A 20,770-nucleotide genomic window follows, 5' to 3' on the forward strand; every position below is an offset into this window, starting at 1 on the left:
CAGATCACATCCGGAAGAGGCCGAAGGAGGTTTCGGGCAGCGGTGCCTGGGCGCAGACGTCCAGCGCCAGTCCCAGGATGGTGCGGGTGTCCAGCGGGTCTATTACGCCGTCATCCCAGAGCCGGGCGGTGGAATAGTACGGGCTGCCCTGGTCCTCGTACTGAGCCTTGATGGGTGCCTTAAAGGCGGCTTCCTCCTCGGCGGACCAGGCACCGCCACGTCCCTCGATCTGTTCGCGCTTGACGGTGGCCAGCACCGAGGAGGCCTGGTTACCGCCCATCACCGAGATCCGGCTGGCCGGCCACATCCACAAAAAGCGCGGCGAGTAGGCGCGCCCGCACATCGAGTAGTTGCCGGCGCCGAAGGAACCGCCGACGACGACGGTCAGTTTGGGCACGCGCGCAGTGGCCACCGCGGTGACCATCTTGGCGCCGTTCTTGGCGATGCCGCCCTGCTCGTAGTCCTTACCGACCATAAAACCGGAGAGGTTCTGCAGGAAGATCAGCGGCACGCCGCGCTGGTCACAAAGTTCAATGAAGTGCGCGCCCTTGAGCGCCGATTCGCTGAAAAGCACACCGTTGTTGGCAATGATGCCCACCGGATGCCCATGCAGCCGGGCGAATCCGGTAACCAGCGTGGTGCCGTAGTTTTTCTTGAACTCGTGGAAGCTGCTGCCGTCCACCAGCCGGGCGATGATTTCGCGGGCATCATAGGGCGTGTTCAGGTCCGCGGGCACGGCACCGTAAAGTTCCCCGGGGTTGGCCGCCGGCTCGATGCTGGTGGCAATGTCCCATGCCGGCGCCGCCGGAGCGGGGAACGTGGCCACAATGTCGCGGACAATCTGCAGTGCATGCTGGTCATTTTCGGCCAGGTGGTCAGTGACCCCGGAAATCCGCGAATGCACATCGCCACCACCGAGTTCCTCGGCTGTGACAATTTCGCCGATCGCGGCCTTCACCAGCGGTGGTCCGCCCAGGAAGATCGTGCCCTGGTTGCGCACGATCACGGTTTCATCGCTCATCGCGGGAACATAGGCGCCCCCGGCCGTGCAGGAGCCCATCACGGAGGCAATCTGCGGAATTTTGGCCGCAGACATCTTGGCCTGATTGAAGAAAATCCGGCCGAAGTGTTCCTTGTCCGGAAAAACCTCATCCTGTTTTGGCAGGAAGGCTCCGCCCGAATCCACCAGGTAGATGCAGGGCAGCCGGTTCTCCAGCGCAATCTCCTGCGCCCGCAGGTGCTTCTTCACCGTCAGCGGGTAGTACGTTCCACCCTTGACCGTGGCGTCATTGGAGATCACCAGGACCTGCCGGCCATGCACCAGACCAATGCCGGTGATCACTCCCGCGCCGGGACTGTCATCGTGATACATGCCGTTCGCTGCCAGCGGTGCGATCTCCAGGAACGGGCTGCCGTCGTCGAGCAGTTGATCAATCCGCTCCCGCGGCAGCAGCTTTCCGCGGCTTACGTGGCGCGCCCGTGAGCGCTCCGGACCACCCAGCGCCGCCGTCGCCAAGCGGGAGCGGAGGTCTTGGGCCAGCGCACGCTGCGCGGTCTCGTTTTCGGCGTACGCGTCACTGCCCGTGTCCACGCGGGTTTCGATCGTCTCCATCGACAACTTCCTAAAAACATCCTGGGAACTGTGTCCAACCAGGCTGACCCGCAGCTTGGTTAGTACTCACTAACTGAGATTTAGGTTAGTCTGCTTAAACTGTGGTGTCCAACACAGGCGTGGCCACAGGCAACATCAACCGGCGGAGGGGCGCAATGGCAGGCCCAGCAGAGAACCCGCAGAATTCGGTCAGCCCGGACGGCCGGGAGAAATCTGGCATCCGAGGACCGGCCCCGGCAGCTGTTGCTTCTCCGGACGCTGCCGATGTGCCCGAGCCCATCCCGCCCAGCCTGCGCAGCCAGGCCAAGGCCAACCGCCGTCAGGCCATGCTCAACGCCGCGGCGCGGCTTTTTGCCCAGCACGGCTACAACCGCGTCTCGATCGAAGAATTGGGGGCGGCCGCGGGCGTCAGCGGACCGGCTGTTTACCGGCACTTCAGCGGCAAACAGGCGGTGCTCGCAGCCCTGCTGGTCGGTGTCAGTGAGGACTTGAATACGGGCGGAAGCGCCGTGGTGGCACAGGCCGTCGGCGACGACGCGGCGCTGCGCGGCCTGATTCGCTTCCACGTCGACTTTGCGCTCTCCAATCCGGACGTGATCCGGGTCCAGGACCGTGATCTGGGCAACCTGGCCGAGGCCGACCAGAAGTCGGTGCGCACCCTGCAGCGCCACTACATCGACCAATGGGTCGCCGTGCTGGGCCGCCTCCAGCCCGGCTGCACCGGAGCCACGCTGCGCCTGAAAGTCCAGGCCACCTTTGGCCTGATCAATTCCACCCCGCACAGCGCGCGCAGCCCGGGCCGCAATGTCGACGCAAGGGCGGCCCGGCCCGTGCTTGAAGCGATGGCGCGGGCCGGCCTGCTTGCCTGACGGGGTGCGGCCAGCCGGGGTGCGCCGGCTGCTGACCAACCTGGTTGAGTATACTCTCCTGCCGACAATTCGAGCCGAATCAACTGCCAGGCATCCGAAGCAGTGAGTCAGATCATGGTCAGCGCCATCCCGGGTTCAGCCAGGATGGCACCAATGTCGGCCAGGAACCGTGAGCCCTGCTCTCCGTCGACCAGCCGGTGGTCGAAGGACAGGCTCAGCGTCATGACCTGACGCAGTGCGACTTCGCCGCCAAACTCCCACGGCTGCCGTCGGACGGAGCCGAGCGCGAGGATGGCAGCCTCCCCCGGGTTGAGGATCGGCGTTCCCGCATCGATGCCGAAGATGCCAATGTTGGTGATGGAGATGGTGCCCCCACTGAGGTCAGCCGGCGCGGTCTTACCCGCCCGGGCAGTGTCCGTCAGAGCGGTCAGTGCGGTGGAAAGCTGCATCAGGTTCATCGCCTGCGCATCCTTGATGTTGGGTACCAGCAGGCCCCGGGGGGTCGCCGCGGCAATGCCGAGATTCACGTAGTTCATCGTGACAATCTCGTTGTTGTCCTCGTCCCAGCGTGAATTCACCGACGGCTGACGGCCGGCCGCGATGCACAGCGCCTTAGCGACGAGTGTCAGCGGCGTGAGCTTGTACCCGGCAAAGTCCCGGCTTGCCTTCAGCTTGGCCAGCAGTTCCATGGTCGGAGTGACATCGACGGTCAGGAACTCTGTGACGTGCGGCGCAGTGAAGGCACTGGCCACCATTGCGGCCGCGGTGTGCTTGCGGACGCCCTTGATGGCGGTCCGCGTTTCGCGGTCCGCATTCCGGGGTCCGAGATTGGAGACAGCAACGGTGTCCGGGCCGACGGCGGCGTCCGCACTTTGGTCTCCGGCGGTACCGGTCGACCGGGTTGCGCCCTGGACGTCGTCCCGGGTGATGAGACCGTTCGGGCCGGTGCCGGAAACCGCAGCCAAATCGATGCCGAGGTCCCGTGCCAGCTTGCGCACCGGCGGAGTGGACCGGGGCCGCTGCCCGGCGGTCGTCCCCAGCCCGCCGGCAGCGGCTTCAGGACGCACCACGGTGCCTGCCGCGGCGGGGTCGACGGACGGGGCGGTCGCGCTTGCGGCCGTGCCGTTGGGTGCGAGGGCCGGTGCCGCAGCACTTCTAATTCGCCGCCGCCTTGCGGGCCGGCCGCCCTTTTCAACTTCGGCGCCGTAGCCGACCAAGGTGGGAATCCGTTTGGCCGTTTCATCCGCCGCCTTGGCATCGCCGTCGTTCGTCGCGCCAGCTGCCGCATCCGGCGAGCCGTCTGCCGCCGTCGTGCCGCCGTCGTCGTCTGTTTCATGCTCGGAGGCGACCTCGAAGGAGACGATCGGCGAGCCAACCTCCACCACGGTGCCGGGCTGCTCGTGCAGTTCGGCGATGATGCCCTCGTAGGGCGAGGGCAGCTCGACGACGGCCTTGGCGGTCTCGACTTCGGCGATCACCTGGTTGAGAGTGACCTTGTCCCCCACCGCCACCTTCCAGGCGACGATTTCGGACTCAGTCAGTCCCTCGCCGAGATCCGGCAGCTTAAATTCCTTGATCATCATCAGCCTTCCAGCCCGCTGAGCGAGTTCGGGCGCCCCATGGCGCGGTCCACGCCATCAAGGATCCGGTCCAAGTCCGGCAGATGGTGCGATTCCAGCTTGGACGGCGGATACGGAATATCAAAACCGGTGACACGCACCGGTGCGGACTCCAGATAATTGAAGCAGCGTTCGGTCAGGCTGGCGGCGATCTCCGCACCCAATCCGCCTGACTGCGCCGCCTCGTGGGTGATCACCAGCCGGCCGGTCTTCCTCACCGAAGCCTCGATCGGGGCGAAGTCGATGGGCGCCAGCGAGCGCAGGTCGATCACCTCCACCGAAATTCCCTCATCGGAGGCAGCGACCGCGGCGTCGCGGGCCGTCGGGACCAGCGGCCCATAGGTCACCAGCGTGACGTCGGTTCCCTGCGTGACGATGCGTGCGGTTTCCATCGACGGGGCGAGACTGAGGTCGAGACTTTCATCCACCTCGCCCTTGGTGTGATAGCGGCGCTTGGGCTCGAAGTACAGCACCGGGTCATCGGAGGCGATGGCCTGCTGGATCATGGTGTAGGCGTCCTGCGGATTGGAGACACTGATGACCCGCAGCCCCGAGGTGTGTGTGAAGTAGGCCTCCGGTGACTCCGAGTGGTGTTCCGGGGAACCGATGCCGCCGCCAAAGGGGACCCGGATGGTGATGGGCATCCGCACCTTGCCCTGGGTGCGGTAGTGCAGTTTCGCCACCTGGCAGACGATCTGATCAAAGGCGGGGTAGATGAATCCATCGAACTGGATTTCGCAGACCGGACGGTAGCCGCGGTAGGCAAGCCCGACGGCGGTGCCCAGGATCGCGGACTCGGCCAGCGGCGTATCGATTACGCGGTGCCCGCCAAAATCCTTCTGCAGGCCGTCGGTGATGCGAAAAACGCCGCCAAGCTTGCCGATATCCTCACCCATCAGGACAACCTTGGGGTCCTCCTCCATGGCCTTGCGCAGACCGGCATTAATGGCACGGCCGAATGTCATGGTCGACATTATTTGCCTCCTTCGGACGCCGTGCTGAAGCCGGCCAGGTAGCGGGAATAGTTCTCGCGCTGGCGGTCCAGCCACGAGTTGGGGGTGCTGTAAACGTTGGCGAAGACGTCCATGGGCGCCGGGTCCGGAAGGTTGATGCAGCCGGCACGCATTTCCTTGGCGACGGCGTCGGCCTTGGCCTGCACCGCGTCCTGCAGTTCCGTCGTGAGCAGCCCTTTGCTTTGCAGCAGGGCCGCCACCCGGGCGATCGGGTCCTTGGCGGCCCAGTCCTCCAGCTCGTTGGCGTCCCGATAGCGGCTGGGGTCATCCGCCGTCGTGTGCGGTCCCATCCGGTAGGTGACGGCCTCAATGAAGGTAGGTCCCCCGCCGGTGCGTGCGCGCTCAAGGGCAATCCGGGTCGCTGCCAACACCGCGAGCACGTCGTTGCCGTCCACGCGCAGGCTGGGAATGCCGAAGCCGAGGGCGCGGTTGGCGATCGGCACGTGCGACTGAAGTCCCACCGGCTCGGAAATGGCCCAATGGTTGTTTTGGCAGAAAAAGATCACCGGCGCCTGAAAGCTGGCCGCAAAGACCATGGCTTCGTTGACGTCGCCCTGGCTGGTGGCACCGTCACCGAAGTAGGCGATCGCGGCCGAGTCGGCGCCGTCGTTCTGGATGCCCATCGCGTAGCCGGTGGCATGCAGGGTCTGGGCGCCGATGATCACCTGCGGCGTGGCCATGTTGATTTCGAACGGATCCCAGCCGGAGGAGGCGTTGCCGCGCCAGACCCGGATGATGTCGGTCAGATCGACACCGCGGCAGTACGCCACGCCGTTTTCGCGGTAGCTGGAAAAAACGAAGTCATCCTCCCGCAGGGCACGGCCGGAGCCGATCTGCGATGCTTCCTGTCCCAGCAGCGGCGGCCACAGGGCCAGTTCGCCCTGGCGCTGGAGATGAGTGGCCTCGGTGTCAATGCGGCGGATCACCACCATATCCTCGTAGAGGCCCGTCAGCTGCGCTTCGGTGACATCCGCCACCCACGGATCAAATTCCGGATGGCTGAGCCGCTCGCCGGCTGCACTGATGAGCTGCACCGTTTCCAAATCCTGCCCGCGTTCGTTCCTGGAGCCTGCGGCCGGGCCCGTTTCGTTCCTCAACACAGTTGCTCGCGCTCCTTAGCACTTTGACCGACCAGCACATTGTGACGATCGGACCGGAACCTTGTTGTTGCTCCGGCATTGACCCAACCGCGGTTTGTGGCCGCCGGTTGGGTGTGGGCTCCCTTGCCCATATGTACTGTGACGATACTCACAAGGATCAGGAGGCACAACCGATCCTTTTCAAACTGAGCATTATGCTCTATTTCGGCCCGAACCACCGTGCTAGTCTTGCGCACTATGCAACCCCTTGATGGCACCGACACCAAGCTCCTGCTTGCCATGGCCCAAGATCCCCGGCGCACCGTCGTGGCATTGGCGCAAAAGCTGGGACTGTCCCGCAATACAGTGCAGGCGCGGATGGCGTCGCTGGAGAAAAGGAATGTGTTCCTCTCCTTCGAACGCCGCATTAATCCTGCGGTGCTGGGGTATCCACTAATGGCCTTCATCTCGGTGCATGTCCAGCAGCAAAAACTCGCGGCGCTGGCCGACTCCTTGGCCAAAATCCCGGAGGTCCTGGAGGCCTACGGTCTGACCGGGCAGGCCGATCTGCTGGTGCGGGTGGTATCCACCGATGCGGAGGACCTGTTTCGGATCAACGGAAAAATTCTCGCCTGTGAGGGCGTGGAACGCACGGACACATCCTTGGCGATGGGCGAACTGATCCCGTTCCGGCTGGAACCGCTGCTGCTTAAAGGGCCGCGCACCGCGGGTTAAAGGGCCGCGCACCGCGGGTTAAAGGGCCGCGCACCGCGGGTTAAAGGGCCGCGCACCGCGGGTTAAAGGGCCGCGCACCGCGGGTTAAACGGCCGAAGCTGGACGTTCGCCGGGAAAAACTTCGATGTACACCCATCCAGCACCGGGCAGGCGGCGAATTACTGCTGAAAGCTCCGCTGGGGAGCTTTAGACATCCCGGGCCGTCCCTTAGCGGAGGTATCCGGTGAACAACGAAAGGTTCGAATCATGCGTACCTCACCCAACAGGCTGCTCGCCACCGTATTCGGCGTCGTGTACCTCCTGGTCGGTGTCCTGGGGTTCTTCGTGACCTCCGGCATCGGCTTCTTCGCCACCGAGGGCCACGACCTCATTGTCTTTGAGGTTAACCCGCTGCACAACGTGATCCACCTGGCCATCGGCGCCGCACTCCTGATCGCCGGCTTGAAGTCCATCCCGGCGGCCCGCTCCGTCAACCAGACCGTTGGCTTCGTCTACCTGCTGGTAGGCATCCTGGGGCTGTTCCTGCTGAACAGCTCGCTGAACATCATCGCCCTGAACGGTGCGGACAACGTCCTGCACCTCGCCAGCGCGATCCTGCTGCTCGCAGTTGGCATTTCGCAGGACAAGAGCGCGCACCGCGGTTCAGTTTCGGCTGGCCGGACGGTCTAATCATGGCAACCGCCATTGGCAATCCGGCACGGGGGACAGCCTCCCCCGTGCCGGGCTCTGCCGCAAAAGCAAGTCGGGCGCCAAGGGTGACGGCGGCACACGGCGCCCGGGCCTTGCGTGCCCGGAAAATGCGCAGCGACTCGGTCAGTCTTTTTGTTTTTATCTCCGGCTTCGGCGCCGCGATCCTGGTCTTCGCCCTGAGCGCGAACCTGGTGACGGCCGGCCGGCACGGACAATCCCCCGCGCTGGCCTTCGCCGCAGGATTGATTGTGGGGGCCTGGGCCCTGTTCCTGCTGCTCTGGACAATTCAGTCGCTGCGCGGCACTACACCTGCCTGGCCGGCCGTTATGGTCCGGTTGCTGCCGGCGGCCACCGCAGTCCAGCTGGCCGCAGTGCTTTATGGTCTGTGGAAGCTCCCGGCGGCCAACCGCAGTTTCGACCTGACCGCGGCGTGCGCCGTCGTCCTGGAGTTGGTCATGCTGGCTGCGCTGGGTTGGCTGCGTCGACAGCCGGCTCGGTTCCTGCAGCCGGGCCCAGCCGCCGAAACGACCGTCGCGAAGGCCACCGAACCGTCGTCGGACGCCCTTCCGGCCGGCCGGCTGCTGGCCGTGATGTTCATCTCCGCTGTGCTGGTCGCGGGAGTCACGACTCCCGGCCTGGCAGCCAGCACCGCAGGTCAGTCGGCAGTTCCGCACGGCAGCCACGGAAGCCATACCCCGGTCCTGAACGACCCGGCGCAGCACCACCACTGAGAGCTCCCGTCCCGCGCAGCACCACCACTGAGAGCTCCCGTCCCGCGCAGCACCACCACTGAGAGCTCCCGTCCCGCGCAGCACCACCACTGAGAGCTCCCGTCCCGCGCAGCACCACCACTGAGAGCTCCCGTCCCGCGCAGCACCACCGGGCGGGGGTTCTCAGTCGATGGAGGCCATCAGTTCCACGGCGCGGTCCATGAAGGCATCGACCTGGTTCTCTTCGTAGCCTTGCCTGCCCTGCGCCGGTGCAAATACAGCCCGCCTGACCACGTCCACGCTAAGCGGCTTGTCTGATTCCAGATAGGCCAGCAGATCCCCGCACAACCGGTCCACGTCCACCACGCTGTAGCTGCGGACGTTGCGCTTAGGCCGTCGGAAACGTTTTCCGTCGCTCCGATGCAAGCGGCCGCGCAGAGCCGAGGAGATCTTTCCAATCTGAAGCAACCACGCCTCCTCACCGGACTCGGTAACGAGGCGGTCGCGTTCCCGCTTGGCAAACACATCCTCCAATCGATCCAGGGCTGCATCGACGGTCTGCGTCTCGTAGCCGCCCTTGGCCGGATCAAAGGTCACGGACCGAACACCGTGGCTGGTGAGGGCCTTCGCCGACGTGTCTTCGGAGCTGTAGTAGTCGTGGGCACGGGCCAGGAACTGGTCCACCTGCTTGACGTTGTAGCCAAGTTCCTGTCGTGCTACCCGGGCAAAAGGCGTGCCCAGCCGCTGCTGATCTTCCAGGGTCACAGTGTCGTTCCTTGCTGGTGCTGCTGGTCGGAATGGGAAATTGTCGATGCTGTTGGGATCCGGAACACATCGTACGCGCGGTCGTGGCGGCTAGGGTTGAAACACGGTAAAGATGATGAAGGCGGACGGCGCGGCGAAGAGAATCGAGTCCAGCCGGTCCATGACTCCCCCGTGCCCCGGCAGGATGCTGCTCATGTCCTTGACCCCCAACTCGCGCTTGACCATGGACTCCGCGAGGTCTCCGGCTGTGGAAGAGGCGACCATTCCCACGGCGAGGACCAGACCCAGCCACCAGGGCTGGTCGAGGAGGAATACTGTTGCCGGAACGGCGACAAGAACGGCGCCGGCCAGCGATCCGCCGAATCCTTCCCAGGACTTCTTGGGACTGATCTTGGGCGCCATCGGATGCTTACCGAAGAGCGCCCCCACCAGATAGCCGGCCGTGTCGTTGGATACCACCAGCAGCAGCATCACGGCCACCTGCAGTGCCCCCACATTGATGTCCGTCCAGTCCCAGGTGATTCCCGTCGTCGGCCCCTCCGTCCCGCGCAGCTGCAGGAAGACGAAGCTGATCAAAAATGGAATCCAAGTCAGTGCAAAGAGACCCGCAAAGATGCTTTGGATGGCGCCTGCCGCGGAGTCCAGGGACCGCCACACCAGGACGGCAGCGGAACTGGCCACCAGGGCAAACAACAGACCTTCACCGCCGGCGAAGTACGCCGATGCCGGCATGGCGATGGTGCCGATCATCACCGGTGCCAGCGGAACGCCGATGCCGCGCTGCAGCAGCGCCCGGCTGACTTCTGCGACGCCAATGACGGCGAAAACCGTCACGATGAGCACGAAGGCGATGGGATAGATCAGCAGGCCCACCAGCACGATGACCAACATGGCCAGCCCCACCACGATGGCCGCCGGCAGGTTACGCCCGGCCTTTGAGACCTTTTCCGCAACGACCGCTGGCTCTTCGATCGGGGGTTGAGGCGCACTACCCGGAGCCGCAGCCTCCTGCCGGTCAGGTCCGGTGGGCACAGGACCGGCCGGTGGTGGCTGTGAATCGCTCATCAGACCTCGAGGAGTTCCGTTTCTTTGCGCTTAAGCAGTTCATCGACGTTGTCGGTGTGCGCTTTGGTCAGCGCATCGAGTTCCTTTTCCGCGCGCGCACCCTCATCCTCACCGGCGTCGCCGTCTTTGACGATCTTGTCCAGCTCGTCTTTGGCCCGACGGCGGATATTGCGGATGGAGATCTTGGCGTCCTCGCCCTTGCTGCGCACGATCTTCACGTATTCACGGCGGCGTTCCTGTGTCAGCTCGGGCATCACCACACGGATCACATTGCCGTCATTGGAGGGGTTGGCGCCGACGTCGGAATTGCTCAGTGCCCGCTCAATGTCATTGAGCGAGGTCCGGTCAAAGGGGGTGATCAGCAACGTCCGCGCCTCCGGCACCGCAAAGGAAGCCAGCTGCTGCAGCGGCGTGGGCGAACCGTAGTACTCCACCAGTACCTTGGCGAAAAGGCCTGGATTGGCACGGCCGGTCCGGATCGAAGCGAAGTCCTCTTTGGCCACCTCGACGGCCTTGTCCATCTTTTCCTCGGCCTCGAGCAAGGTATCTTCGATCACGATCTCTCCCTAACACGTCGGTACTCAATTCGCCCGGTTCGCACGGCGAATATCCTTTCCTTCATCCTAGCGTGGCACCCACCGAACCAGGACCGACCGCTAGGGCGTGACCAGGGTTCCGAGCTTGTCCCCCCGGATGGCCCGGGCAACGTTGCCCTCCCCCTCCATGCCGAAGACCAGCATGGTGACGTTGTTGTCCTTGCACAGGCTGAAGGCGGTTTGATCAATCACCCGGATATCGCGCTGCATGGCGTCGCCGTAGGTCAGCGTGTCCAGCTTGTGCGCGTTCGGGTCCTTTTTTGGGTCGGCGGTGTAAACGCCGTCGACGCCGTTTTTCGCCATCAGCACGATGTCTGCGTGCACTTCCAGCGCGCGTTGGGCAGCAACGGTGTCGGTGGAGAAATAGGGCAGCCCGGCGCCGGCTCCAAAGATTACCACGCGGCCCTTTTCGAGGTGGCGAATGGCACGCCGCGGAATGTAGGCCTCGGCGATCTGACCCATCGTGATCGCACTCTGCACGCGGGTATCAACGCCTGCCTGCTCGAGGAAGTCCTGCAATGCGAGGCAGTTCATCACGGTCCCGAGCATGCCCATGTAGTCCGCGCGGGAGCGGTCCATCCCGCTTTGGGACAGTTCGGCGCCGCGAAAGAAGTTGCCGCCTCCGACGACGATCGCCACCTCCACCGTGCCCTTGGTGCTGGCGATTTGCTCGGCGATGTCCCGAACGGTGTCCAGGTCGACGCCGACGTTGCCGCCGCCAAAGACCTCGCCGGAGAGTTTAAGCAGCACACGCCGGCGGGGCGTGCGAGGTTCCTGATTCGGCTGCGCCAGGGCCGCGGTTGCGACACGGTCCGGGACTTCACCGGAAATTAGATTGTCGATGCTCATGTGGCCTTCCCGTTGGCGCAATGGCCGTCGAACCGAATGGAAATACTGTCTGTGGAAATGGGGATCTTTCCGGTCTCCAGCAGCAGGAACAGAAAAAGGGGTGGTCACCGCGGTGACCACCCCTCAAACACTACCTGCTGCGGTATTCATCGCGCACGGTTCTGTCCGGACGCAGCCGGACATCACGGCGGCAGGTGTTGCTAGGCTCCTACCCGGAAGCGGGCGAACGCACTCGCCTTGACTCCGGCTTCGTCCAGCACCTGCGCCACGGACTTTTTGGCGTCCTTGGCGAACGCCTGGTCAACCAGCACGCCCTCCTTGAAGAACCCGGTCAGCCGGCCTTCCACGATTTTCGTCAACGCGGCTTCGGGCTTGCCCTCGGCGCGCGCGGTCTCGTCCGCGATCCGTCGTTCGTTCTCGACCAGCTCGGCGGGAACGTCGTCCCGGCTGAGGTAGGTAGGAGCAAACGCGGCAATGTGAACAGCGATGTCGTGAGCGGCGGTGGAGGCAGAATCACCCTCGCCGTCGACGGCGAACAGCACGCCGACCTGCGCGGGGAGGTCCTTGGACGTCTTGTGCAGGTAGGCATCGACGGTTTTTCCCTCGACGCGTGCGATGCGGCGGACGGCCACCTTTTCACCCAACAGGGCGCCTGCTTCGATCACGAGCTCGGAAAGAGGCTTGCCGTCCACGGTGTGGGCCAACAGGGCGTCAACGTCGCTGGCCTTGGATTCAACAGCGGCCGCCAGGACTTTGTTGGAGAATTCAATGAACGGGGCAGCTTTGGCCACGAAGTCGGTCTCGCAATTAACCTCCACCAGAACGCCTGCGCCGTCTTTGACGGCCGCCGCGACCAAGCCCTCGGCTGTGGAACGGCCTTCACGCTTCGTGGCGCCCTTCAGCCCCTTGATGCGGATGAACTCCAGCGCCTTCTCGGCGTCGCCGTCGGCCTCGTCGAGAGCCTTCTTGACGTCCATCATGCCAGCGCCAGTGCGCTCGCGCAGAGCCTTAATATCAGCGGCGGTGTAGTTCGCCATATGAACCCCTCAGTTTTAGATTGTGAAGTTGTGGGTGAAGTGACCGGCAGGACGGAGCGGGATCCGCCACCGTCCTGCCGGCATCCATGTTCCCGGGCAGGCCAGGGAACGGAAGGTCTTACTTCTCGTTGACGCCCTCAGCGGCCGGCGCCTCGACAGCTGCGGTTTCATCAGCAGCGGGCGCAGCCGAAGTTTCCTCAGGGGCAGGCGCGGCCGGAGCCTCGTCAGCGGCAGGCGCAGCCGGAGTTTCCTCAGCAGCAGGCGCGGTCGGAGCTTCCTCAGCGGTTGCACTCTCGGCAGGAGTCTCGAGCAGTTCGCGCTCCCACTCAGCCAGCGGCTCAGCCGGGGCTTCTTCGTTTCCGCTTGCCTTATTGTTGCGGGCGATCAAACCTTCAGCAACAGCGTCGGCGATGACCCGGGTCAGCAGGTTCACAGAACGAATCGCATCATCGTTGCCCGGAATCGGGAAATCGACCTGGTCCGGATCGCAGTTGGTGTCCAGGATGGCAACGACTGGAATGTTCAGCTTCTTGGCCTCGTCGATGGCGAGGTGTTCCTTCGGGGTGTCAACAATCCAGACCACGGACGGAGCCTTAGTCAGGTTGCGGATGCCGCCGAGGTTGGTGGTGAGCTTCGTCAGTTCACGTCGCAGAAGCAGCAGTTCCTTCTTCGTGTGACCGGAGGAGGCAACGTCGTCGAAGTCGATTTCTTCGAGTTCCTTCATCCGCTGGATACGCTTGGACACCGTCTGGAAGTTCGTGAGCATTCCACCCAACCAGCGCTGGTTCACATAAGGCTGGCCAACGCGGGTGGCCTGCTCGGCGATGGCGCCCTGAGCCTGCTTCTTGGTTCCAACGAAGAGGACCGTGCCGCCATGGGCAACGGTGGCCTTAACGAACTCGTAGGCGCGGTCAATGTAGGACAACGACTGCTGGAGGTCGATGATGTAGTTGCCGTTGCGTTCCGTGAAGATGAATCGCTTCATCTTCGGATTCCAACGACGGGTCTGGTGTCCGAAATGGACGCCATTGTCAAGCAATTGGCGCATGGTGACGACGGGCATGCCGGCGCTCCTTCTGTATTCAACGGTTATTAGCCTTTGGCCCCGGCAGATGATTCAGCGGGGATATGCTCCTGGTGCCCCTTGAGCCCCTCACCCGCGGAGTCTGAGAAGAAGACTTCCAACGGACCGAAAGAGGCACAATCCACCGTCATCCGATAACTCGGCTGCCATGGGCTGGGCACGCGTAGTCAGTCTGCACATGGCAGACCGCTCTTCCTATGCTACTACAACGGTGACCGGGGCTGCGGCACTGCGCGGATCGGACGCCCGGCGTCCATTTGAGACCCGCGATCCGATACCGGATCGGCGGCTGAGTCCTCCTGCACAGCCCTAGGGCGCGCCTTCGCCGGCCACATTGCGCGTCCGTTCGCTTCCGCTCATCGCCGGACCACGGCAGGCTCATGGCATGGCACTTCACCGAACGGCACGACGGCGGCAGTTGGCTCAGCCGCAGATCGAAGCCAGGAGCAGCGTCAGGAGCGGAGTTCGGAGAGGAGTTCGGCGCGGTGTCAGGAGCGGAGTTCGGCGCGGTGCGATGATGCTGCGGTACGCCGTTATTGCGGTGCTGACGGTGCCGGCAATGCTGGCTGCCGGTTCCGGCTCCACGGCGGCGCAGCCAGTTCCCACATCACGGTCTGACTGGCTGTGGCCGCTGTCCCCGCGTCCTGTCCTGATCCGCGGGTTCGAGCCGCCGCCTCAACCATGGATGAGCGGTCACCGGGGCGTTGACCTGCTGGCCGCGGCAGGAGCACACATTCGTGCCCCTGCTGCCGGCCACATAGTTTTTGCCGGATGGGTGGTGGACCGCCCCGTGCTGACAATAGCGCAGGCAGGCGGCATACTAAGCAGTTTCGAACCTGTTACCAGCTCGCTGACCGTCGGTACGCCTGTGACAGCGGGCCAACTATTGGGGACCGTGGTTTTGAACCGGCACTGTCCACCCTCCAGCTGCCTGCATTGGGGCGTCCGCCGTTTGGGTCTTTACGTCGACCCGCTCCGATTCATCCTGGATCGGAGGCCATCAATCCTCCTGCCGCTGGTTTCACCTTAGCCGCCGGGCTGGACGGCGGTTATCTGGCCGGGGCCCACTCAGACGATGGCCGAGACTCCCGTAATGGCCCTACCCGTGACGAGCGTATTGATTTCGTAGGTCCCCTCGTAGGAGTAGATGGCCTCCGCGTCCGAAAAAATCTTGGCCATCTCATAGTCTGTGACAATTCCATTGCCGCCCAGAATACTGCGGCCCAGGGCGACGCTTTCACGCATCCGGGTGGTGCTGAACGCCTTCCCCAAAGCGGACTGTTCATCTTTGGCCACTCCGGCGTCCTCCAGCTGCGCGAGTCGGACCATCATGCCCATCGACGAGACTGCATTGCCCAAGATCTGAACCAACTGCTCCTGGACCAGCTGGAAGGACGCGAGCGGGCGTCCGAACTGATGGCGCTCCACGGCGTAGCGCCGGGCCACGTCGAAGGCGGCCAACTGTTGACCAACGGCCTGCCAACCAACTCCAAGCCGCGTCACTTTCAGGACCTTATTGGTGTCACGGAAGCTGTTGGCGCCAGCAAGTTTGAATTCTTCGGGAACCACCACATTGGTCAGCGTGATGTCCGCATTCTGCACAGTGCGCAGCGATATCTTGTTCTCAATCTTGCTGGCGCTGTAGCCCTCAGTCTTCGTGTCAACGAGAAATGCCTTGACCTGGTCGTCGGCTACATCGCGGGCATAAATCAGGACCCAGTCGGAGAAGGTGGCATTGCCGATCCAACGTTTCGCACCATTGAGGATCCAGTTCCCACCCTCGCGCCGCGCCGTTGTCCTGGTGCCGCCGGCCACATCGGAGCCTCCCAGCGGTTCAGTCAGGCCGAAGGCGCCGATTTTCCGCATCGCGTAGATGTCTGGCAGCCATGCCGCCTTCTGCTCCTCGGAGGCGAGAAGCTCTATGGAGCCCGTGAACAGCCCATCGTGGACGCCCATGAAGGTCGCAATGGAGGTGTCCGCTCTGGTGAACTCGGCATGCATTATTCCGGCAAAAAGATTCGAGTGACCCTGACGGCGCACCGGCGAGATGATGTCCAGCTCGGCAAGTTTCGGAATGAGGTCCATCGGGAATTCCGCGCGGTTCCAGTAATCCACCGCGATGGGCCTGACCTCTTTTGCCAGCCAGTCGCGAACCTCTCGCAGCCGCTCACGCTCCGGTCCTGAGAGCAACTGCTCAAATCCGTAGAAATCACCGTCGGCATAGGGCAGGTTGTTGAGGTCGATTGCCGCCTTGGGCATATGGTTCCTTTGCTCGTTCCGGGATTCAGTTCACGGGCGGCTCCCCGAGCAGCGCCCACTAGTTACTCGTGAGTAACATATCGTATTTGCCTCCTGCAGGCAATGAGCTGTCCTTCTGGCTTACTTCCCCGGTCTGCGGGGCCAAATCCCCGCTGGCCAGGACACAGCTGTTGGCTCGGCCACACGGCCAGGCTATGGCGTACCTCCGGTTCCGGAGGACGTGCGCACCGTTGGCTGCGCACCGGCACAGGACGAGAGCTTGTAGAGCTTGGCGTGACCCACCTGCGCCACCAGCGAGAACGCGCCGGAGTTGGCAGCGAGGTCAATTCCCGGAAAGGTCACAGTGGCGGACTCTTGCGCTGCAATAAAATCCGTGCCGAAATCCAGTAGATAGGTAACCCCCTTGTGCCGCGCAGCAGCACACACCGCCGGGTCGAACCCGACCATATTGAGCCCCTGGCTCAGCAGGACCAGGTCCTCGTCGTAGGCACTCATCGAACTGTAGGGGAACAGCATTGTCCGGTGCGCCAGCGACATTGCCAAGGCGGAGCCGTTATACGGATTGTTGGCAAGCACGTCATCCTCCGTGGTGTACTGATCCAACTCGCTGATCAGCGCCAACTCGTCCGAATCCAGCTGGGCCTGGGGTTCCGGCTCGGAAGGCACACGGTACGCGCCCGTCAGGGATGCCTTCATCTCGCCAAGCGTGGGGTTGAAAATGGCCAACGCCACGACGGCCACTGAGGCCACCGCAGGCGCAGCATAGCGGCGGGCGGAGCCAAAGGTCCGCGCGAAGACGTGAGCGATCCCGGGGGCGCGTTGCACCAGCCCGGTGCACAGCCAGCCCAGTCCCACCGCAGCCAGCGGAACCACCAGCAGCGGCAGCAGTGCCGCAATCCGCTCGGGGTTATCCCACCAGGGTGCCAGCAGCGAATTTGCGATCTTGTTATTGGTTCCGGCCGACAGCGCGTAGACCAGCACGGTCAATGCCAGGCTGGCAATCAACCATCGCTGCCGGTAGCGGAGCACCACAATGACCAGCCCCAGCAGCATCAGCACGGTCAGGGCCCAGGCGGGTGCATGCATGGGATCGGGGGCCTGCGTGAGATTGCTCCAGATCGCCTGCCGCACCGTCATGGACTTCGGGCTCGTCCAATGAAACAGGCTGCGGAACTGACGGATGGAAAAGAGGATGGCCGCTGCCGTTGCGGCCGACCCAAACAGCAAGCCCAGTCGGAACAGGCCCCGGCGCGTGGAAAGGTGAAACCCACCTTGGATCCAGCGATAGGCCACGGCGATCAGCGCGGGGGTCAGGACCAAGGCGATGGAAAAAATGCTGTTGGGTTGTGCCAAGGCCGCCCCGGGCAGGAAAAGCACCAGCAGCACCAGCGTCAGGCTCTTGGATCCAACGGCGGTGCGGAATTGACGGATCAGAAGGACCACCAGGCCCAGGCCTGCGGGCACCAAGGCGTTGGCCAGCGAATTTGGATAAGCGCTGCCGTAATACAGCAGCAGATACGGGAATGCGGGAAAGACTGCGGCCAACCCGCCGGCGGCGATGAGCGTCGCGCTCCCCCGACCGGTAAGGACGTGCACGAAGAAAATGCATCCGGCCGGCCAGAGCACGCCGGCACAGATCAGCCAGACAACATTAGTTGCCGCAGGTATGCTCACCCCGGTCAACTGGACCAGGAGCGCCACTATGGCATGCCATGCGGCCGGATAGAACGCCGTCCGTGAGTCCGGAAGAAGGAACGTGGAAATGCCAAAGGATGAAGCGTTTCCCTGCTCCAGCGCGTACTGAACGGCATTGAGGTGGAATACAGTGTCGTAGCCCTGCGTGATTTGCTCAGGATTCCCCGCCACCGAGGCCAAAACGGCAAACGTAATCAGGAATCCCAACAGCACACCGAGCCCGGTGCCCATTGATTGGCGCCACCACCAACGCCACCGCCGCGGGTATCGACGCCTCCCAACGCGTTGAACGCGCAGGACTGGAACAAGGCGCTGAAGCAGCAGAATCACGACGACGACGACGGCGGTACCCAGCGCTGCCACTCCCCATCCCCACCGCAAACCCAGAAACGGGCCGACAATGGCACTGACCGCAAGAATGGAAACGGAGATTGCAGGGGCAAGCCCCACCGCCAACCACGGACGGAGCCTGAGTGCGCCGACCACCACTGCGCCGGGAGTGGCGATGATCAGCAACGCTGCCAGCATGGCCGGTATGGCTGCAAGCCAGGATGTCACGAAAACCCTTGCCTTGTCGTTGAAATGCGGTGCCGACAACTCAGTGTTGCGGCAAATGCCGAAGGTCCTGCCGCACGGTTTGACCGTCCGGCAGGACCTTTGCCCGGTAGGGCTACTCGGACTTGAACCGAGGACCTTAGGATTATGAGTCCCGCGCTCTAACCAGCTGAGCTATAGCCCCATGCGCACGCCATTCCCGGGGAACGTGACCATGCCATCCTAATGGTCTTTGGGAGCAACCATGTGATCCTCGTAGCTGCCGCCACGGTACAGCGCCTCAAAAGTGTCCAACGTTCCTTCCAAGCTGTGCTTACCGACCATGGCGAAAGACGCCTGACCCATCGCCCGACGGCCGGCCTCGGACAGGTCAAGGATGGCGGTGATTTTTTCCGCCAGGTCGGTGCTGTCCATTGGCCGGAAGAGGTACCCGTTCCTGCCGTCCTGAACCAGGTGGGGCAGGGCCATGGCGTTGGCCAGTACCACCGGGGTCGAGGCGCTCATGGCCTCCAAGGTCACCAGCGACTGGAGTTCGGCCGTGCCCGGCATGCAAAAAACGTCTGCCCGAATATACGCCTTGCGCAGTTCCTCGTCACTGGCAAGGCCAAAAAACTTCACCCGGCCGTCCAGCCCGAGCCTGGCCACCTGCGCCTTGAGCGCGGCCTTGACCTCACCGCCGCCAATGATTTCCAGGTGCACATTGAGTCGGACCGGCGTTTTGGCTACGGCGTCGATCAGCACGTCCACATGCTTTTCTTCGGCCAGCCGGCCAGCGAAGAGAACAGTCGAAAATTCGTTCGCTTTCACCGCTTCCCCGGGCCGGAGGCTGTAATCAGAGGATTCAATCCCGTTGGACAGCGGCAGGACATTGCCCAAAAACGCGTGCTCGCGCATCGCCTTGGCCGCCAACGGCGTGGGCGTGGTGACCACATCGGCCCGTCCCATCACCTTCCCCATGTCGCGCCAGGAGACTCTGCCAATGATGTCCTTGAGCCACTGCGGGAAGGGCAGGAAGGGGTTCAGGTTTTCGGGCATGAAATGGTTCGTGGCGACGATTCGCACGCCGCGCTTCTGCGCCTCGTACACCACATGCTCCCCGATCATGTAATGGCTCTGCACATGGACCACGTCGGGTTGGACCCGGTCGAAGAGCAACGATATTTCCTTCTTGATCTCCCACGGCAGGCAGACGCGGAAATAGACGTGTGTCGGCACGGAGTGGGAATGCAGGCGATGCACCGTTCCCTCGGGAAGGAACTCCGTGTAGCTTTTTCCGTTATCACCACGGGGGGCCAGCACGTGCACATCGTGACCGCGGGCCGTCATGCCTTTGGCGAGGCGGTAACCGAACTGTGCTGCGCCATTGACCTGCGGCGCGTAGGTATCCGCGGCGATCAGGATGGTCAGGGGACTCTGGGGCGATGTCACTGAAAGTTACTCCTGGTGGCTTCTTCCGCAGCAGGCTCCCGCCTTGCCGCGCGCGCTGGGCTGTGGACTCCGGCGATGGTCCTGGCCCGATTTCCGGACCTACCGTCCGGCCGCTTTCCTGGCGTCCTTTCGGGCGGCTTTCTTCGACTCGTTTCGGCGTTCGACGACGTCCGGATGGTGTCGGGAGAGCGTCACGACTCCCACGATAGCAAGCAAAGCCGCCCCAGCCATGGCAATCGCAATTACGGCGGGCACGTCGGGTCGCAGCTCACCGAGGATGGTGATGCCGATGGCGATCCCCACCATCGGATCGATGACGGTCAGCCCCGCAATGACGAGGTCCGGCGGTCCACTGGCGTAGGCGCTCTGCACGAACCATGATCCGAGCCCACCTGCAACCGCGATGGCCAGGATGGAATACCACTGCAGATTGAGCAGGAACAGGCCATTCGGGTCAAAGAGCTGCTTGGAAATGATCCGCGTCAGCACCGCCACGAAGCCGAAGAGCACACCGGCGCCGAGGATGTAAAAGAAGGCTTTGAGCCGATGCTTCCAGAGCACCAGGCAAGTGCCGAACACGGCGACGACGATGGCCAGCAGAAGCACGATGGTCAACTCCTCCTGCACCGTGACAGCCGTGTTTTCCTTCACCACATTGACCGCGAGCAGGACAAACAGGCCGCTGCCACTGACGCAGGTCGAGATTGCGACGACCGTTCCGCGGTTGAGCCGTATTCCCTGGTCCTTGGAATTAACGACAGTGGTAATGACGAGCGCGATGGCGCCAATCGGCTGGATCACGGTCAGTGTCCCCAAGGTCAACGCGACCACATTCAATGCCATGCCGGCGCCAAGGAAAAGCAGCCCCAGCACCCAGCGGGGATTGCGCAGCAGCCTGAGGAAACCATTGCCGCCCAGCGCCAAGCCTCCAGTATTGGCTTGAACGGCGCTGCCTTGGCGCTGGGCACCGAAGGCCAGGAAGAACGCGCCGGCCACGGCACAGGCAACCGCTAGCCAGACCACGCGGTTCCGCCCGCAGAAAAGCCGGCGCACGTCCGACGGTCAGTGCGTAGTACCAACGGACGCCCTTCCCTTCGTTCGTACCTTCGG

General features: G+C 63.4%; 19 protein-coding genes and 1 tRNA gene. 5 read left to right on the forward strand and 15 right to left on the reverse strand.

Annotation, left to right across the window (positions count from 1 at the left end; genetic code table 11):
• Positions 1–4 precede the first annotated feature (4 nt).
• Positions 5–1,612 carry a carboxyl transferase domain-containing protein gene (locus IV498_RS04780; RefSeq protein ID WP_269045418.1) on the reverse strand — a complete coding sequence of 536 codons (1,608 nt, stop codon included), beginning with the start codon at positions 1,610–1,612 and terminating at the stop codon, positions 5–7.
• A gap of 155 nt (positions 1,613–1,767) precedes the next feature.
• Between IV498_RS04780 and IV498_RS04785 the strand changes: the two genes are divergently transcribed.
• Positions 1,768–2,481: an SACE_7040 family transcriptional regulator gene (locus IV498_RS04785; RefSeq protein ID WP_269045419.1), complete on the forward strand. Its 714-nt coding sequence runs from the start codon at positions 1,768–1,770 to the stop codon at positions 2,479–2,481.
• Between the two features lie 107 nt (positions 2,482–2,588).
• Here IV498_RS04785 and IV498_RS04790 read toward each other — a convergent pair whose 3' ends face one another.
• From IV498_RS04790 to pdhA, 3 genes are read right to left on the reverse strand one after another with little or no spacing between them, the layout of a single operon-like run.
• Complete coding sequence (locus IV498_RS04790; protein WP_269045464.1) at positions 2,589–4,061, reverse strand: dihydrolipoamide acetyltransferase family protein; 1,473 nt, start codon at positions 4,059–4,061, stop codon at positions 2,589–2,591.
• Positions 4,062–4,063: 2 nt separating this feature from the next.
• The gene (locus tag IV498_RS04795; protein WP_269045420.1) at positions 4,064–5,074 is read right to left on the reverse strand and encodes an alpha-ketoacid dehydrogenase subunit beta; all 1,011 of its coding nucleotides are present in this window, start codon (positions 5,072–5,074) and stop codon (positions 4,064–4,066) included.
• Positions 5,074–6,210 carry a pyruvate dehydrogenase (acetyl-transferring) E1 component subunit alpha gene (pdhA, locus tag IV498_RS04800; RefSeq protein ID WP_442951285.1) on the reverse strand — a complete coding sequence of 379 codons (1,137 nt, stop codon included), beginning with the start codon at positions 6,208–6,210 and terminating at the stop codon, positions 5,074–5,076. The genes IV498_RS04795 and pdhA overlap by 1 nt, the downstream gene beginning before the upstream one ends.
• Positions 6,211–6,450: 240 nt before the next feature.
• Between pdhA and IV498_RS04805 the strand changes: the two genes are divergently transcribed.
• The 3 genes from IV498_RS04805 to IV498_RS04815 all read left to right on the forward strand — a co-directional run bounded on the left by IV498_RS04805 (position 6,451) and on the right by IV498_RS04815 (position 8,348).
• Positions 6,451–6,927: an Lrp/AsnC family transcriptional regulator gene (locus IV498_RS04805; protein ID WP_269045421.1), complete on the forward strand. Its 477-nt coding sequence runs from the start codon at positions 6,451–6,453 to the stop codon at positions 6,925–6,927.
• Positions 6,928–7,173: 246 nt separating this feature from the next.
• A complete protein-coding gene (locus IV498_RS04810) occupies positions 7,174–7,596 on the forward strand; it encodes a DUF4383 domain-containing protein (RefSeq protein WP_269045422.1) in 423 nt (140 codons plus the stop codon).
• A 2-nt stretch (positions 7,597–7,598) separates the two neighbouring features.
• Positions 7,599–8,348, forward strand: a complete 750-nt coding sequence (locus IV498_RS04815) for a hypothetical protein (protein ID WP_269045423.1) — start codon at positions 7,599–7,601, stop codon at positions 8,346–8,348.
• A 162-nt stretch (positions 8,349–8,510) separates the two neighbouring features.
• On the opposite strand, the gene IV498_RS04820 is transcribed toward IV498_RS04815, so the two are convergent.
• From IV498_RS04820 to rpsB, 6 genes are all read right to left on the reverse strand, one after another.
• Positions 8,511–9,092, reverse strand: a complete 582-nt coding sequence (locus tag IV498_RS04820; protein ID WP_269045424.1) for a DivIVA domain-containing protein — start codon at positions 9,090–9,092, stop codon at positions 8,511–8,513.
• Positions 9,093–9,182: 90 nt separating this feature from the next.
• Positions 9,183–10,157 (reverse strand): phosphatidate cytidylyltransferase, encoded by a 975-nt coding sequence (locus IV498_RS04825; RefSeq protein ID WP_269045425.1) that lies wholly within the window; start codon positions 10,155–10,157, stop codon positions 9,183–9,185.
• The gene (frr, locus tag IV498_RS04830; RefSeq protein ID WP_269045426.1) at positions 10,157–10,714 is read right to left on the reverse strand and encodes a ribosome recycling factor; all 558 of its coding nucleotides are present in this window, start codon (positions 10,712–10,714) and stop codon (positions 10,157–10,159) included. Before frr ends, IV498_RS04825 begins: the two co-directional genes overlap by 1 nt.
• Positions 10,715–10,813: 99 nt before the next feature.
• The gene (gene pyrH, locus IV498_RS04835) at positions 10,814–11,602 is read right to left on the reverse strand and encodes a UMP kinase (RefSeq protein ID WP_269045427.1); all 789 of its coding nucleotides are present in this window, start codon (positions 11,600–11,602) and stop codon (positions 10,814–10,816) included.
• Between the two features lie 200 nt (positions 11,603–11,802).
• Entirely contained in the window at positions 11,803–12,639 is an 837-nt protein-coding gene (gene tsf / locus IV498_RS04840) for a translation elongation factor Ts (protein ID WP_269045428.1), read from the reverse strand.
• A gap of 118 nt (positions 12,640–12,757) precedes the next feature.
• The gene (gene rpsB / locus IV498_RS04845; RefSeq protein ID WP_269045429.1) at positions 12,758–13,702 is read right to left on the reverse strand and encodes a 30S ribosomal protein S2; all 945 of its coding nucleotides are present in this window, start codon (positions 13,700–13,702) and stop codon (positions 12,758–12,760) included.
• Positions 13,703–14,408: 706 nt separating this feature from the next.
• Between rpsB and IV498_RS04850 the strand changes: the two genes are divergently transcribed.
• Positions 14,409–14,753, forward strand: a complete 345-nt coding sequence (locus IV498_RS04850) for a M23 family metallopeptidase (protein ID WP_330059161.1) — start codon at positions 14,409–14,411, stop codon at positions 14,751–14,753.
• 38 nt (positions 14,754–14,791) lie between these two features.
• On the opposite strand, the gene IV498_RS04855 is transcribed toward IV498_RS04850, so the two are convergent.
• The 5 genes from IV498_RS04855 to IV498_RS04875 form a co-directional block, all read right to left on the reverse strand.
• Positions 14,792–15,982: an acyl-CoA dehydrogenase family protein gene (locus IV498_RS04855; RefSeq protein ID WP_269045430.1), complete on the reverse strand. Its 1,191-nt coding sequence runs from the start codon at positions 15,980–15,982 to the stop codon at positions 14,792–14,794.
• 192 nt (positions 15,983–16,174) lie between these two features.
• A complete protein-coding gene (locus IV498_RS04860) occupies positions 16,175–18,235 on the reverse strand; it encodes a DUF6541 family protein (protein WP_269045431.1) in 2,061 nt (686 codons plus the stop codon).
• 107 nt (positions 18,236–18,342) lie between these two features.
• Positions 18,343–18,416 (reverse strand) — tRNA-Ile (locus IV498_RS04865).
• Positions 18,417–18,454: 38 nt separating this feature from the next.
• Positions 18,455–19,660 (reverse strand): glycosyltransferase, encoded by a 1,206-nt coding sequence (locus IV498_RS04870; protein WP_269045432.1) that lies wholly within the window; start codon positions 19,658–19,660, stop codon positions 18,455–18,457.
• Positions 19,661–19,759: 99 nt separating this feature from the next.
• Positions 19,760–20,683 (reverse strand): DMT family transporter, encoded by a 924-nt coding sequence (locus tag IV498_RS04875; protein WP_269045433.1) that lies wholly within the window; start codon positions 20,681–20,683, stop codon positions 19,760–19,762.
• Positions 20,684–20,770: the final 87 nt, after the last annotated feature.

It is taken from the genome of Paenarthrobacter sp. Z7-10 (assembly GCF_026932795.1).
In the GTDB taxonomy this organism is placed as follows: domain Bacteria; phylum Actinomycetota; class Actinomycetes; order Actinomycetales; family Micrococcaceae; genus Arthrobacter_M.

Excerpts from the sequence above, each read along its gene's own strand:
- IV498_RS04780 (WP_269045418.1), bottom strand. The coding sequence starts at position 1,612 with ATGGAGACGATCGAAACCCGCGTGGACACGGGCAGTGACGCGTACGCC.
- IV498_RS04785 (WP_269045419.1), top strand. The coding sequence starts at position 1,768 with ATGGCAGGCCCAGCAGAGAACCCGCAGAATTCGGTCAGCCCGGACGGC.
- IV498_RS04790 (WP_269045464.1), bottom strand. The coding sequence starts at position 4,061 with ATGATCAAGGAATTTAAGCTGCCGGATCTCGGCGAGGGACTGACTGAG.
- IV498_RS04795 (WP_269045420.1), bottom strand. The coding sequence starts at position 5,074 with ATGTCGACCATGACATTCGGCCGTGCCATTAATGCCGGTCTGCGCAAG.
- IV498_RS04805 (WP_269045421.1), top strand. The coding sequence starts at position 6,451 with ATGCAACCCCTTGATGGCACCGACACCAAGCTCCTGCTTGCCATGGCC.
- IV498_RS04810 (WP_269045422.1), top strand. The coding sequence starts at position 7,174 with ATGCGTACCTCACCCAACAGGCTGCTCGCCACCGTATTCGGCGTCGTG.
- IV498_RS04815 (WP_269045423.1), top strand. The coding sequence starts at position 7,599 with ATGGCAACCGCCATTGGCAATCCGGCACGGGGGACAGCCTCCCCCGTG.
- IV498_RS04825 (WP_269045425.1), bottom strand. The coding sequence starts at position 10,157 with ATGAGCGATTCACAGCCACCACCGGCCGGTCCTGTGCCCACCGGACCT.
- pyrH (WP_269045427.1), bottom strand. The coding sequence starts at position 11,602 with ATGAGCATCGACAATCTAATTTCCGGTGAAGTCCCGGACCGTGTCGCA.
- tsf (WP_269045428.1), bottom strand. The coding sequence starts at position 12,639 with ATGGCGAACTACACCGCCGCTGATATTAAGGCTCTGCGCGAGCGCACT.
- rpsB (WP_269045429.1), bottom strand. The coding sequence starts at position 13,702 with ATGCCCGTCGTCACCATGCGCCAATTGCTTGACAATGGCGTCCATTTC.
- IV498_RS04850 (WP_330059161.1), top strand. The coding sequence starts at position 14,409 with ATGAGCGGTCACCGGGGCGTTGACCTGCTGGCCGCGGCAGGAGCACAC.
- IV498_RS04855 (WP_269045430.1), bottom strand. The coding sequence starts at position 15,982 with ATGCCCAAGGCGGCAATCGACCTCAACAACCTGCCCTATGCCGACGGT.